Annotated in this window: 9 protein-coding genes; 3 read left to right on the top strand and 6 right to left on the bottom strand. The window is 60.9% G+C overall.

Annotated features, from left to right (window positions below; translation table 11 throughout):
* Positions 1-261: 261 nt before the first annotated feature.
* Together HMPREF1144_RS06520 and HMPREF1144_RS06515 are read left to right on the top strand one after the other, a co-directional pair.
* Positions 262-1,647, top strand: a complete 1,386-nt coding sequence (locus HMPREF1144_RS06520; RefSeq protein ID WP_009652210.1) for a diaminobutyrate--2-oxoglutarate transaminase — start codon at positions 262-264, stop codon at positions 1,645-1,647.
* 9 nt (positions 1,648-1,656) lie between these two features.
* Positions 1,657-3,138, top strand: a complete 1,482-nt coding sequence (locus tag HMPREF1144_RS06515) for a pyridoxal phosphate-dependent decarboxylase family protein (protein ID WP_161505563.1) — start codon at positions 1,657-1,659, stop codon at positions 3,136-3,138.
* A gap of 186 nt (positions 3,139-3,324) precedes the next feature.
* Here the strand turns inward: HMPREF1144_RS06515 and HMPREF1144_RS06510 are convergent, their stop codons facing one another.
* Positions 3,325-4,113, bottom strand: a complete 789-nt coding sequence (locus HMPREF1144_RS06510) for an SDR family NAD(P)-dependent oxidoreductase (protein ID WP_009652234.1) — start codon at positions 4,111-4,113, stop codon at positions 3,325-3,327.
* Between the two features lie 116 nt (positions 4,114-4,229).
* On the opposite strand from HMPREF1144_RS06510, the gene HMPREF1144_RS06505 reads away from it, so the two are divergent.
* Positions 4,230-4,778 (top strand): TetR/AcrR family transcriptional regulator, encoded by a 549-nt coding sequence (locus HMPREF1144_RS06505; RefSeq protein WP_004850815.1) that lies wholly within the window; start codon positions 4,230-4,232, stop codon positions 4,776-4,778.
* A 2-nt stretch (positions 4,779-4,780) separates the two neighbouring features.
* Here HMPREF1144_RS06505 and HMPREF1144_RS06500 read toward each other — a convergent pair whose 3' ends face one another.
* From HMPREF1144_RS06500 to HMPREF1144_RS06480, 5 genes are all read right to left on the bottom strand, one after another.
* Entirely contained in the window at positions 4,781-5,524 is a 744-nt protein-coding gene (locus HMPREF1144_RS06500; RefSeq protein ID WP_004850813.1) for a glutamine amidotransferase, read from the bottom strand.
* 104 nt (positions 5,525-5,628) lie between these two features.
* Complete coding sequence (gene mrdA, locus HMPREF1144_RS06495) at positions 5,629-7,548, bottom strand: penicillin-binding protein 2 (protein WP_004850811.1); 1,920 nt, start codon at positions 7,546-7,548, stop codon at positions 5,629-5,631.
* Positions 7,549-7,732: 184 nt separating this feature from the next.
* A complete protein-coding gene (gene atzF / locus HMPREF1144_RS06490; protein WP_009652182.1) occupies positions 7,733-9,526 on the bottom strand; it encodes an allophanate hydrolase in 1,794 nt (597 codons plus the stop codon).
* Complete coding sequence (uca, locus tag HMPREF1144_RS06485; RefSeq protein ID WP_009652224.1) at positions 9,526-13,131, bottom strand: urea carboxylase; 3,606 nt, start codon at positions 13,129-13,131, stop codon at positions 9,526-9,528. The genes atzF and uca overlap by 1 nt, the downstream gene beginning before the upstream one ends.
* 168 nt (positions 13,132-13,299) lie before the next feature.
* Positions 13,300-13,935: an urea amidolyase associated protein UAAP2 gene (locus tag HMPREF1144_RS06480; protein ID WP_009652130.1), complete on the bottom strand. Its 636-nt coding sequence runs from the start codon at positions 13,933-13,935 to the stop codon at positions 13,300-13,302.
* Positions 13,936-13,939: the final 4 nt, after the last annotated feature.

The following is a 13,939-nucleotide window of genomic DNA, read 5'->3' as shown; positions in this document are numbered from 1 at the left end:
GCAGTATTAAAAAACGAGAAACTTCCTCACTAATAATTACAATTTTAAAGGTCTTTTATCCTTTAAAACATCTGATTTAAATCAAATGGTTACGTTGGTTTTTACCTGTGTAAAAATAACGTAAATATACCTTAATCAATAAAACGTTGAATGCGTATCTAAAAAGCCATATATTGTGCCCGCTTTAATGCATGGCGATTCAATTTCTTACACCAATTTATTCAACCAGCGCTCAACCGTAACGCTGGTTGTGGGAGTGATATGATGACGGATAAAGTCCGTATTGATACTTTAGGCGCAGATTTATTAGATGCAAACAACGATACCTTTTTGGCCCGTCAGGCTGAATTCGAATCGAATGTCAGGAGCTACCCGCGCAAGCTGCCCCTTGCGATTACCAAAGCGGAAGGCGTCTGGCTGACCGATGCGGATAATAAACAGTATCTGGACTGCCTTGCCGGCGCAGGTACTCTGGCACTCGGCCACAACCATCCTGATGTGCTGCAGAGCATCCAAAGTGTCATTACCAGCGGCTTGCCGTTACATACTCTCGATCTGACCACTCCGTTAAAAGATCGCTTTTCTGAATACCTGCTCTCCCTGCTGCCGGGCGAAGGCAAAGAATACTGCCTGCAGTTTACCGGTCCGTCCGGCGCTGACGCCGTGGAAGCGGCGCTGAAGCTGGCGAAAAAATACACCGGCCGTTCTTCTGTGATCAGCTTCTCCGGCGGCTACCACGGGATGACCCACGGCGCGCTGTCGGTCACCGGCAACCTGTCACCAAAAGCGGCGGTTAACGGCATGATGCCGGAAGTGCAGTTTATGCCTTACCCGCACCAGTATCGCTGCCCGCTGGGTATCGGCGGTGAAGCCGGCGTGAAAGCGCTGACCTACTACTTCGAAAACCTGATCAATGACGTCGAAAGCGGCGTGCGTAAACCGGCGGCGGTGATTCTTGAAGCCGTTCAGGGTGAAGGCGGCGTCAACCCGGCTCCGGTCGAGTGGCTGCAGCGCATCCGTAAAGTGACTCAGGAACACGGTATTCTGCTGATCATCGATGAAGTTCAGGCTGGCTTTGCCCGTACCGGTAAATTCTTCGCCTTTGAACACGCTGGCATTGAGCCGGACATTATCGTGATGTCGAAAGCCGTTGGCGGCGGTCTGCCGCTGGCCGTTCTCGGTATCAAAAAGCAGTTCGACGCCTGGGAACCGGGTCACCATACCGGCACCTTCCGCGGCAACCAGCTGGCGATGGCCACCGGCCTGACCACCCTGCGCCACTTGAAAGACAATAACATTGCGGATAAAACCGCCGCTCAGGGCGAATGGCTGAAAGGCAAGCTGGCCGAGATGCAGAAACGCTATCCGGTTATCGGCCACGTTCGCGGTCTGGGCCTGATGATCGGCATCGAGATCGTTAAACCGAACGAAGCGCCGGACCACATGGGCTGCTACCCGGCGGATGGCGAACTCTCCGCGCTGCTGCAGAAGAAATGCTTCGAAGCGGGTCTGATCCTCGAGCGCGGCGGCCGCCACGGCTGCGTACTGCGTCTGCTGCCGTCCCTGCTGATCAGCAACGCTGAGCTGGAAATTTTCTTCGACAAATTTGAACAGGCCCTGCTGGCCGCCGGCGTAAAACCGGTCTGAGTGGAGTAAGTGACCGCAATGTCCAAGTTGAATCCGATTCTTGCTGGTTCCGCGCAAAGTATTGATGCCTACCAGCAAGCGATCGCCCAGACCAGCCAGGCGGTAGCGCAGTGGCTGCAGCAGCCTGAAATGTATCAGGGGAAAAGCGTTGACGAACTGCGTGAGCGCATCACCCTTGATTTCAACGAACAGGGTCTGGGCAACCAGGCGGCGATTGAACGTGCGATCGAGTACTTCCTGAAAGACAGCCTGTCGGTACATCACCCGCAGTGCGTGGCGCATCTGCACTGCCCGAGCCTGGTGATTAGCCAGGCGGCGGAAGTGCTGATTAACGCCACCAACCAGAGCATGGACTCCTGGGACCAAAGCCCGTCAGCCACCATCATCGAGATCAAGCTGATTGAATGGCTGCGCGCTCAGGTCGGCTACGGTGCCGGCGATGCGGGCGTTTTCACCAGCGGCGGCACCCAGAGCAACATGATGGGCCTGATGCTGGCGCGCGATGCCTTCTTTGCCCGCCGGGGTCATTCCATCCAGCAGGATGGTCTGCCGGGCGATATTCGTCAGTACAAAGTGCTGTGTTCAGAAAACGCCCACTTCTCGGTGCAGAAGAACATGGCGCTGATGGGCCTCGGCTACCGTTCCGTGACGCTGGTGAAAACCGACGAATTCGCGCGGATGGACGTGGCGGATCTGAAAGCGAAAATCGCCGAGGCGCAGGCTAACGGCGAACAGATTATGGCGATCGTCGCCACCGCCGGCACCACCGACGCCGGGGCAATCGACCCGCTGCGCGAGATTGCGGCCGTCGCGGCTGAGCACCAGATCTGGCTGCACGTTGACGCGGCCTGGGGCGGCGCCCTGCTGATGTCCGAGAAGTATCGCGATCGTCTGGACGGCATTGACTTAGTGGACTCCATCACCCTGGATTTCCACAAGCAGTTCTTCCAGACCATCAGCTGCGGCGCGTTTCTGTTAAAAGAAGCCCGTCACTATGAGCTGATGCGCTATCAGGCGGCCTATCTGAACTCCGAGTTCGATGAAGAGCACGGCGTACCGAACCTGGTATCCAAATCGCTGCAGACCACCCGCCGCTTCGACGCGCTGAAGCTATGGATGGGTCTGGAAGCGCTGGGCCAGAAGCAGTACGCGGAAATCATCGACCACGGCGTGACGATGGCGCTGAACGTGGCGGATTACGTCGCAACGCAGCCGACGCTGGAGCTGGTCATGCAGCCGCAGCTGGCGAGTGTGCTGTTCCGTTCACGTCCGCAGCAGATGGCGGGCAGCGACGATGCCGCGATCGCCCTGCTCAACCAGCGGGTTGGCGATGCGCTGCTGGCTTCCGGTCGCGCTAACGTCGGCGTGACTGAGCACAACGGCGTCACCTGCCTGAAGCTGACGCTGCTGAACCCGATCGTGACGTTAGAGGACGTGAAGGTGCTGCTGAGCCTGGTAGAACGTACCGCCCAGGAGCTGCTGGCGCAGTAAATTTGTTTTCGCATTAACCTTGAAAGCCGATAACTCACCTTATCGGCTTTTTTATTGGTTATTCGCCCTCAACTTGTGACGTTGTCACGATTTTTCCCGGTGCGTGGTATCTGCGCCAAGCGTGACATGGCGGGATGTTGTCGCACCGTGTATCGACTCTCCTTTCCGATACACGGTGCGACAAACTCACGATCGGGCCAGGTAACGGGCCGCGGGTTCAGATTGCGCAAAGCCGGGGAGCAAGGCCTGACGCGTCGCGTTCAGCGCCTGCCACTGCGTTTCATCATGCAGCGGCGGTATGGTCACCGATTCGCGGCGGTCGAACCCCACCAGGGCGGCATCCACCAGTTTATCCACCTCCATGACGCCGGGAATGGTATCCACGTCTTTGCCGCTGTGCTGCCAAATCTCGGTGCGCGTTGCCGCCGGCAGTACCGCCTGAACATATACGCCTTTCGCGCTCAGCTCAACGTCGAGCCCCTGCGAGAGAAACAGCACAAAGGCTTTCGTGGCGCCGTAGACGGTCAACCCCATTTCCGGACCCAGCCCAACGACCGACGCAATGTTGACTATCGCCCCCTCTCCGGCCTCGGCCAGACGCGGCGCGATGGCGTTCGCCAGGCGAGCCACAGAGGTCACGTTGAGGGTAATCAGGCGAGTGATATCGTCACTGCTCTGGTGAAGGAAATCACCGGGAATCGAGGTGCCGGCATTGTTGACCAGAATCCCAATACGCGCGTCTTCCCGCAGCCGCTGCTCCACGGCGGCGATGTCGCTATCCTGGGTTAAGTCGGCCTGCAGGATGTCGACCTGAACGCCGGTTTCGTCGCGCAGCCGCTCGGCCAACGCCGTCAGGCGCTCGTGATTACGCGCGACCAGCACCAGGTCGTGGCCGCGGCGGGCAAAACGTTCGGCATAGACTGCGCCAATTCCGGTCGATGCGCCGGTTACCAGCACCGCTGATTCACTGCTCATAGGTGTACTCCTCAATTTATACATGATGGTCATCATGTATAATGGCACGGGCTGGGTATGCTGTAAATAATGTTATATGATGGTCATCATAAATATTTTCGCAGCAGGACGACGCCATGAGAGTGAGCAGAAAACAGGTTGAAGAGAATAAGCAGACAATCCTGACCGCCGCCGGGCGGTTGTTTCGCGAGCGGGGTTTTGACGCGGTCACGGTCACCGATATTATGAAATCAGCCGGTCTGACCCACGGCGGATTCTACGGCTACTTCAAATCGAAGGATGACCTGATCGCCCAAACCCTCGCGGAACTGAAGATAGAGAACGACGCGGCGAAAAACGACGTCGTCGCGCAAATCGAGCGTTATCTTTCCCCCGAACATCGGGATAATTTTGCCAGCGGCTGCCCGCTGGCGGCGCTGGCGGCGGAGACCATCCGCCAGTCCGAACCGGCACGTGACGAAATGAGCGCGCGGCTGCAGCGGCAGATAGCGCAGCTCAGTGAAGCGATGGATGATCGGGACGCTGAAGCCAGCCGCCGCGCGGCGATTGGCAGCTGGTCGGCCATGGTCGGCGCGTTAATTCTGGCGCGGATGACCGCGGATTCAACGTTTTCCGACGAAATCCTCGGTGAAACGGCGGCCTGGCTCGCGGAAAAACAGCGCTGAGGTTAAGCCGGGTTCAGGTCTGGCTGCAGGTAGCCTGCGACAAAGCGGGTCAGAATCGCCGAGGCCACCGGGCTCTCCACAACGTCACGACTCAGCCTGTCAGGGTCAACCCCCTCGTTGCGCAGCGCCGCCTGGCGGAATGCGATCAGCGAGCGGGCAATCGCCGGGGTGATCTCCGGATGAAACTGCGTAGAAACGGCATGCGCGCCGTAGCGTACAATCTGGTGAGGATCGTGCTGCGACGAAGCCAGCACCTTCGCCCCTGGCGGTAATCGGGTGACCGTTTGCATATGCGTGAGGTGCGCGCTGAACGGCGCCGGGTGGTCAGCCAGCAGACGATCCGCCAGGCCGTGTGCGGACAGCGAAATGGTTTTACTCCCGGCTTCGCGTCCGGCTGGATGGTAGTCCACCTCACCCCCCAGGGCATGCGCCATCAACTGATGCCCGTAGCAGACGCCAAACAGCGGCATCTCTATCGCCATCGCCTCGCGGATCCAGGCCGCGGTCATTTCACTCCACGGCAGGCGTTCGGTCACCATATCCCAGGAGCCGGTAATCACCGCGATGGTCGCGTTATCCGGCGCGGGAAGCGGCTCTCCGGCATAGACGCGCGCCACGCTGATTTTTTTGCGCCACGGCGCCAGCAAATTGCCAAACCAGAGGGGAAGATCGCCGTGGTCGGAGACGATTTCATCCGGCGGAGTCCCGGTTTGTACAAGAAGAAGCGTATTTCGGCTTAACGACATCAGAGCGCCTTTTTTCACAGCAACACAGAACGCTACTATGAGCAAAAGCGCCGGCGGCGGCAAATAACCAATCCGCTAACGCTTATGCTCAGAGTGAATAACGTTTACTGCGCGTCGGCGCTCTCCACCTGCGGCACCGTCGACGTCGCGCCCTGTTCCGCCGGCGCGTTGGCCGGGTCGAAAATATGGTCGAGGATGGCGCGCGCCGTCGGTCCCGCAACCACGCCATCGCCGCCGCCATTCTCCAGAATCAGCGCCATCGCCACCTTCGGATGCTGATAGGGGGCAAACAGGGTATAGAAGATATGGTCGCGCAGGCGCACCGGGATCATCTTCGCGTTGTAGGTCTGGTTCTCCTTCAGGCTGAAGACCTGGGACGTCCCGGATTTTGCGGCGATCTGGTACGGCGCGGTATGGAACAGCTTATAGCCGGTGCCGTTTGGCAGGTTCGCCATGCCGTACATGCCGTTGCGCACCACGCCCCAGTACGGCGAATGCGGATCGCCAACCTGCGGCAGATCCTGCGGCGGCTGATAGCGCTCGACCTTATTACCCTGCTTCATGGAGTAAAGCAGATGCGGATTTTGCACTTTGCCGTTGTTAATCAGGGTCGTCAGCGCCTTGACCATCTGGATCGGCGTGGCAATCCAGTATCCCTGTCCGATACCAACGGAAATGGTATCCCCCTGATACCACGGTTTTTTATGCACCCGCTGTTTCCACTCCCGGCTCGGCAGCACCCCGGCATACTCTTCGTTAAGATCGATGCCGGTAGACTGACCGTAGCCAAACTTGCTTAGCCACTCGTGAATGCGGTCGATACCCATCTCAAACGCCACCTGATAGAAGAAGGTATCCGCCGATTCTTCTATCGCTTTGGTGACGTTAAGCATGCCGTGGCCGCTCTTCAGCCAGTCGCGGTAGCGGCGCTGGGTCCCCGGCAGCGTCCAGGTCGGCGCGCCGAAGAAGGAAGTGGTTGGCGTGATAACGCCCGCCGACAGCGCCGACAGCGCCATGTAGGGCTTCACCGTCGACGCGGGCGGATAGAGACCCTGGGTGACCCGGTTAATCAGCGGCCGGTCCGGGTTATCGAGCAGCGAACGGTAGGCCTGATAGCCGATGCCCCTGACAAAGGGATTGGGATCGTAGCTGGGGCTCGATACCATGGCCAGCACGCCGCCATCGCGCGGATCGACGGCTACTACCGCCGCGCGCTGCCCCTTCAGCACCGACTCGATATACTGCTGCAGGTGCAGATCCAGCGTCAGGTAGATGTTCTTCCCGGCCACCGGCGGGACCTCTTTTAGCAGACGCACGACCCGCCCGTGGTTATCCACTTCCACTTCCTGATAGCCGGTGGTGCCGTGCAGCGCTTTCTCGTAGTAGCCTTCAATGCCCTGCTTGCCGATATTGTGGTCGGCGGCGTAGTTCTCTTCTTCCCCGGCTTTGGCCAGCTTTTGCAGATCGCTGTCGTTGATCTTCGAGACATAGCCAACCACGTGCGCCAGTTCGGCGCCGTAGGGGTAAGCGCGCTGCTGATAGCTCTCCACCGTGACGCCGGGGAAATGAAACTCATTGACCGCAAAACGCGCCACTTCAACATCGCTCAGGTCCGATTTTAACGTCACCTCTTTGTAGCGGCTGTTGTGGTGCATATCGTCGCGGAAGTCGGCGATATCCTGCGGGGTTAAATCAACGATCGGCGTCAGCTGCTGCAGCAGCGCCGTCATATCGGCGATTTTGCTCGGGATCACCTGCAAACGGTAGAGGGTAATATTTTGTACCAGCGGGATGCCGTTGCGGTCGAAAATCAGCCCCCGGCTCGGCGCGATGGGCAGCATTTTAATGTCGTTCTGGTTTGAACGCGTCTGATAAAAGTCGTGCTGATCCACCTGCAGGCGATAAAGATTAAGGATCAGGATGGCGAAGCAAATCACCACCAGTAGAAACGCAATGACGGCACGGCGGATAAATAGCATCTTTTCCGCTGAATGGTCGCGAATTTCATCTCTCATTAGGGACATTAGCGGTCATTTACCTGGGTTACAAAGTGCCTGAAAAGGGAAAAGCGGGGAAGAATAGCGTTATCGCAGCGGGAGCCCTACCGAAAGGTTGCTAATGATCTGGCAGAAATGTTTCAGCATGTTAGAAATTTAAGGTGACACTGTCACCAACCCCTCCATCAAAAAGCGATGGAGGGGTTGTAGTTTAGCGTGACAGCCAGGCGCGCCAGCCGCCGTAGGCGGTAATCTCCGTGGCTTCGCCTAATCCATTGGCTTCGCAGATAAAACCCGCTAACCGGCGTCCGTCGGCAAGCTCAACTTTTCCCAGGCCCAGCGGCGCGGGGATGGCTGCCAGCAGCGAACCGACCTCCGCGCTGGGTAGCTCCCACACTTCAACCGCGATCGACGCCCCGCCGCTATCGGCGCGAACCATCGCCGGGCGTTTGCCGTCCGCGAGAGCGTATAAACGATAGTGCGGCGCGCTGCGGGTCGCCTGCAGCAGCCGACCGCCCCGCGCCAGCAGCTGGCCGTTAAGCGGCAGGCCAGAGAGATGAGCGCCGCAAACAACCAGCGCCATTCGGTCATGGCCGGCGACGCGTTCAGGCGGCGGGGTCTCCAGCCGCGCTCCGCCCGCCAGCGGCAGCCGCTCAGCGCGCTGAAACGCATCGGCCAGGCCCAGTAAATACTGGTCGGTAAAGGCCCGGCCAAACAGCGTGACGCCCGAAGGCAATCCGTCCGGCATAAATCCGCACGGCACGCTCACCGCGGCATAGTCCAGCAGGTTCATAAAGTTGGTGTAGTACCCGAGATCGGCGTTGCGCGCGATCGGCTCCGCCTCCAGCTCGTCAAGGGTCACCGGGCGCGGATAGGTTGGCGTCAGCACGCAGTCGAGGGTCTCGAGGATCGCGTCGCACCGGGCTTTGTACTCCTGTAGCTGATAGATCGCCGTAAAGGTCGCCGTGGCGTCGGTGTCCGGCGCTTTTGCCAGCACGTCGCGAATAACCGGCAGTACCGCCTCCGGCTGCCGCGCCATCAGCGGACCGACCACCGCGTAGCGTTCGGCGACCCACGGCCCGTCATACAGCAGCCGGGCTGCCGCCAGAAACGGCGTGAAATCAATCTCAACTGCCACCCCGCCCAGCGCCGTCAGCCGCTGCCGGGCCTGGGTAAACAGGCGTTCGCTTGCGCGGCAGCCGAGGAAATTGAGCTCGCGCGGAACGCCAAAACGAAACCCCGCGGACGGCCTGCCGAACGCCTGACGGCTGTTCCACTGAGGATTACGGCGGCTCCAGGCATCATGCGGATCGCACTGTGCGACGAGCGCCAGCAGCTGGCTGGCCTCGTCGGCGGTGGGGCTGAAAAAGGTCACGCAGTCTAACGTACGACAGGCGGGGACCACCCCTGCAGTGGATATCAGCCCTTTACTGGCCTTCAGACCCACCAGGTTATTCAGCCCTGCCGGGACGCGCCCGCTACCGGCGGTATCCGTGCCCAACGAGAAGCTGGCAACGCCCAGCGCCACCGCCAGCGCGGAACCGGCGCTGGAACCGCCGGAGGGATACTCCGCATGATAGCTATTGCGGCAGCGACCGTACGGCGACCGGGTACCATTCAGGCCGGTGGCGAACTGATCGAGATTGGTTTTACCGACCGGTACGGCGCCCAGCGCAATCAGCTGAGCAACAATCGTCGCGCTCTGCTCCGCCCGGTAAGCAAACGCCGGACAGGCGGCGGTGGTGACAATCTCCGCCAGATCGATATTGTCTTTGATGGCGAACGGCACGCCGTACAGCGGCAGCGCGGCCGGCGAGAGGCCATCCAGCGCCGCCAGAAACGGCTCCTGCTCCTCTTCGCTCAGAATATGGATAAACAACCGGAACTCGGGGTTCAGCGCCTGCGCCCGCTGGCGGATATCCGCCAGCACGCTGCGCGGCGTGGTTTTACCGGTGCGATAACGCTCCGCCAGGGTTGCCAGGCGTAAATCAAACGTCTGCTGCATTATGCCTTCTCCTCAATAATCACCGCCACACGCTGCCCGGCGCGTACCGCGCTGCCCGGCTGCACGTGAACCTGTTGAATAACGCCATCGCAGGGGGCCAGCAGCGGGATCTCCATCTTCATTGACTCCAGCACGACCAGCACATCCCCCGCGCGGACCCGGCTGCCTGCCGCCGTTTGTACTTGCCACAGGTTTCCGGAAATCGGGCTTTCCACCCCCTGTTCGCCCTGCCGCAGCGGCGCATCTCCGCCCTCATCCACGGCGCTCTCCTGGCTGTCAAAATGGGCCTGTCCGCTGGCTATCCAGCGATCGCGTTCGGCGTTAAACGCCTGCTGCTGATGCTCGCGAAACGCGCTGATGCTGCGCGCTTCGCGGCGGAGAAACTGCTGGTATTCCGCCAGCCGCAGCGTGCTGTGCTCAATGCGCAGCGGGTAGCGACCGAGCGGGAAATCGCGGCGAATTTGCAGCAGCTCTTCGGCCGAAACCGGATAGAAACGCAGTTGGTCGAAGAAACGCAGCAGCCAGGGTTTACCGGCAAAATCCGCCACCTCGCGGTAGCGATTCCACATCTGCAGGGTCCGGCCAACGAACTGATAGCCGCCGGGCCCCTCCATGCCGTAGACGCACAGATAGGCCCCGCCGATGCCGACCGAGTTTTCCGCCGTCCAGGTGCGCGCCGGGTTGTACTTGGTGGTAACCAGGCGATGGCGCGGGTCAAGCGGCGTCGCCACCGGCGCGCCGAGATAAACATCGCCCAGCCCCATCACCAGATAGCTGGCGTCAAATACCGTATTCCATACCGCCTGTTCATCGGGCAGATCGTTGATGCGACGGATAAACTCCAGATTACTCGGGCACCAGGGCGCGTCCTGGCGCACGGTGGTCATATATTTATCGATTGCCTTGCGGCAGGCCGGATCGTCCCAGGAGAGCGGCAGATGCACCACGCGCGTCGGCACCTGCAGATCGTCGCTCAGGCAGACCGTGGACCACTCGCTGCGCACCCACGCCAGCAGCGTCTCAAGGGACAACGTTTCCGGCTGAAAATGGATTTGCAGCGAGCGAATCCCCGGGGTGATATCGATCGCGCCGTCCTTTGATTGCGCTTCCAGGGCCTGCATCAGGGCGTGAATGCGGAAACGTAGAACCAGATCCAGCTCCGGCTCCCCGGCTTCCAGCAGCAGGTGCGTGTCGCCGGAGAGTCGCGCCACCAGGCGTTTGTCCGCCTCGCCGCAGGTCATGACGACAGGCGACGTCAGCGGCGCGGGCTGCCAGGCTATCGCCTGGTGACTTAAGGTCGCCAGCTCGGCGCGCCGCCCTTCCGCCAGCCGCCGGGCGGTGGGTAAATCCACCGCCACGAAACGCACCTTATCCCCGGCCTTAAGCTGGCCTAACTGCCAGAGGTCGGCTTCAATCACCGTGACCGGGCAGACAAAACCGCCGAGGCTCGGCCCGTCCGGTCCAAGGATCACCGGCATATCGCCGGTAAAATCGACCGCGCCCACCGCGTAAGGGTTATCGTGAATATTCGACGGATGCAGCCCCGCCTCGCCGCCGCTGTCGCGGGCCCACAGCGGCTTGGGGCCAATCAGGCGCACGCCGGTGCGGCTGGAGTTAAAGTGGACCTCCCACTCTGTATCGAAAAACGTCGCAATGTATTCCGGCGCAAAGAATTCCGGCGCGCCGTGGGGGCCGTAAATCACCCGCAGCGTCCGCACTTCAGCCAGCGCTGTGCGTAGCGCGGCGGGCAGTTGATCCCCGCTTCTGGCGGCGGCGTGCGGTGCCAGATGCAGCACGTCGCCTCCGCGCAGCGCCCGTCCGCCGTGGCCGCCAAACTGGCCGAGGGTAAAGGTGCTTTTACTCCCCAGATAGTCCGGCACCTGAATGCCGCCGCTCAGGCAGAGGTAGCTTCTGACCCCCGCGCCGCTTATCGCGCCCAGCTTCAGGGTCGCCCCCGCCGGAATAGTCAATACGCAGTCCAGCGGCTGGTCTACGCCATCGAGCGTCACCGCCAATGGCGCGCCGCACACTACCGCCTGAACGTCGGTATTAAATTTCAGGGTCGGCCCGTTGAGGGTGATTTCCAGCGCGGCTTCTCCCTCGGCATTACCCAGCAGGCGGTTGCCGAGACGCAGGGCGCGATCGTCCATCGGCCCCGACGGCGGTACGCCCACCGCCCAGTACCCCAAACGTCCCGGATAGTCCTGCACGCTGGTCTGGGTTCCGGCGCTCAGCACCTCCACGGTCGCCGCGCGATAGCGCAGCTGCTCAAGGCAGCGAGTCCAGGGCTCGCCTTCGGTAAAGGGCGCAAAGCCAAGAATTTGTTGCAGGTACACGCGGTTAGTTTCTACGCCGTACAGGCGGGTCTCCGCCAGCGCCTGCGCCAGACCGGCGATAGCCTCATCGCGGCTGGGGCGCCAGGCGATCGCTTTCGCCAGCATCGGATCGAAGAACGGCGGGACTTCGCACCCGGCTTCCACCCAGCGGTCAATACGCAGGGCTGCGCCGTCCGCCGGCGGAAAGAAGACGTCCGTTAACAGTCCGGGAGAGGGCTGGAATTGCCGCCCCGGATCTTCGGCGTAAATTCGCGCCTGAATAGCATGCCCCTGGGGCCGTAACCCGGCGGCCAGCTCAGGTAGCGGAGGCAGTTCCCCCGCCGCCAGCTCAATCATCCAGCGCACCAGGTCAACGCCCCATACCTGCTCCGTGACGCCGTGTTCGACCTGAAGCCGGGTATTTACCTCGAGGAAATAAAACTGCCGCGCCGCGCTGTCATAGACAAACTCCACCGTCCCGGCGCTGCGGTAGCTCACCGCTTTACCCAACGCGATAGCCGCCGCGCATAGCGCCTGCGCCATCCCATCAGGCAGATTCGGCGCGGGCGTCTCTTCAATCACTTTCTGGTTACGCCGCTGGACTGAACAGTCGCGCACGCCGAGCGCGATGACCTCTCCCCGCCCGTCGCCGAAGATTTGTACCTCCAGATGGCGGGCGCGTTCGATATATTTTTCGAGGAATACCCCGCCGTCGCTGAAGTTGTTTTGTCCCAGCCGCTGCACCGCGGCAAACGCCTCAATCAGCTCACGGGCATCGCGACAGACGCGCATGCCAATCCCGCCGCCGCCGGCGGTGCTTTTGAGCATGACCGGATAGCCCACCGCCTCAGCCGCCCGGCAGGCTTCGCCGCTGTCGGCCAGCAGCTCGCTGCCTTCCAGCAGCGGCACGCCCTCGGCTTTGGCTAAGGCGCGAGCGGTATGCTTCAGGCCGAAGGTGCGCAGCTGCTGCGGAGTGGGGCCGACAAACGCCACCCCCGCCGCCTCGCAGGCCTCGGCGAAGGCCGCGTTTTCAGACAGAAAGCCGTAGCCGGGGTGGATCGCTTTGGCGCCGCTCTGCTGCGCGGCGGCAATGATCTTCTCCGTCACCAGATAGGTTTGCGCCGCCGGGCCGTCGCCGAGGCTTAACGCTTCATCCGCGTCGCGAATATGCAGACTACTCAGGTCGGCTTCGGAATAGACGGCGACGCCCTTCACCTGCATCGCGCGCAGGGTGCGCAGAATGCGGCAGGCGATGGCGCCGCGGTTGGCAATCAGTAAGGTATCAAACATAAGCGGAACTCACAGGGTCGCGGGTCGTCCCGCAAGAATTCGATGTTCCCCTGAGGTCGTCCCCGGGGTGAACCGGCGCTTAAGGTTTGCGCGTCGGCGTACTGTTCAGGCGGTCTGCGCGGACGGCGAAGAGCCGAAAGGCCAGCAGACGCCAGCGCTGCCAGCGGGTCAGTTCCATACCAGCACCTCGGCGGGCGTGGGGTTCCAGCCGTTGCAGGGATTATTTAACTGCGGACAGTTGGAAATCAGCACCACGGCGTTGCATTCGGCACGCAGCTCAACGTATTTCCCCGCCGCCGATATCCCGTCCTCAAAGGTCAGACCGCCTTCCGGCGTCACCGGGACGTTCATAAAAAAGTTAATGTTGGCGCCGATATCGCGCTTATGCAGGCGGCCATCGTGCAGGCAGGCGCAGAGGAAATTATCCCGGCAGCTGTGCATATAGCGTTTATCCTGGGCGTAGCGCACGGTGTTGCTCTCCTGGGCACAGGCGCCGCCGAGGGTATCGTGGCGACCGCAGGTGTCGGCAACGATGGTCAGCAGCGGATTGCCCAGATTGGAATAGAGTACGCTGCCGGTAGTCAGATAGGCATTGCCCTGGCGCCGCAGCGTGCGCTGCGGATCGTAGCGTTCTCGGGGGTTATCGGCGTTGTAAAACAGGGTATCAATGGCCTGGTTGCCTTCGAGGTCAAGCAGGCGCAGGGTTTGCCCTTTTTGTACCTCAAACAGCCAGGGCTCCCCTGCCGGGATCACATGGCGATAGACGGCATCTTCGGGACGACGGTTACTGGCGATCAGGGTCATCGCA

Source organism: Klebsiella sp. OBRC7, from assembly GCF_000293135.1.
Lineage (GTDB): Bacteria > Pseudomonadota > Gammaproteobacteria > Enterobacterales > Enterobacteriaceae > Klebsiella > Klebsiella michiganensis.
Note: the sequence above shows the minus strand (reverse complement) of the source record. Positions and strands in the feature narration are given on the sequence as shown.

Excerpts from the sequence above, each read along its gene's own strand:
- HMPREF1144_RS06520 (WP_009652210.1), top strand. The coding sequence starts at position 262 with ATGATGACGGATAAAGTCCGTATTGATACTTTAGGCGCAGATTTATTA.
- HMPREF1144_RS06510 (WP_009652234.1), bottom strand. The coding sequence starts at position 4,113 with ATGAGCAGTGAATCAGCGGTGCTGGTAACCGGCGCATCGACCGGAATT.
- HMPREF1144_RS06505 (WP_004850815.1), top strand. The coding sequence starts at position 4,230 with ATGAGAGTGAGCAGAAAACAGGTTGAAGAGAATAAGCAGACAATCCTG.
- HMPREF1144_RS06500 (WP_004850813.1), bottom strand. The coding sequence starts at position 5,524 with ATGTCGTTAAGCCGAAATACGCTTCTTCTTGTACAAACCGGGACTCCG.
- mrdA (WP_004850811.1), bottom strand. The coding sequence starts at position 7,548 with ATGTCCCTAATGAGAGATGAAATTCGCGACCATTCAGCGGAAAAGATG.
- atzF (WP_009652182.1), bottom strand. The coding sequence starts at position 9,526 with ATGCAGCAGACGTTTGATTTACGCCTGGCAACCCTGGCGGAGCGTTAT.
- uca (WP_009652224.1), bottom strand. The coding sequence starts at position 13,131 with ATGTTTGATACCTTACTGATTGCCAACCGCGGCGCCATCGCCTGCCGC.
- HMPREF1144_RS06480 (WP_009652130.1), bottom strand. The coding sequence starts at position 13,935 with ATGACCCTGATCGCCAGTAACCGTCGTCCCGAAGATGCCGTCTATCGC.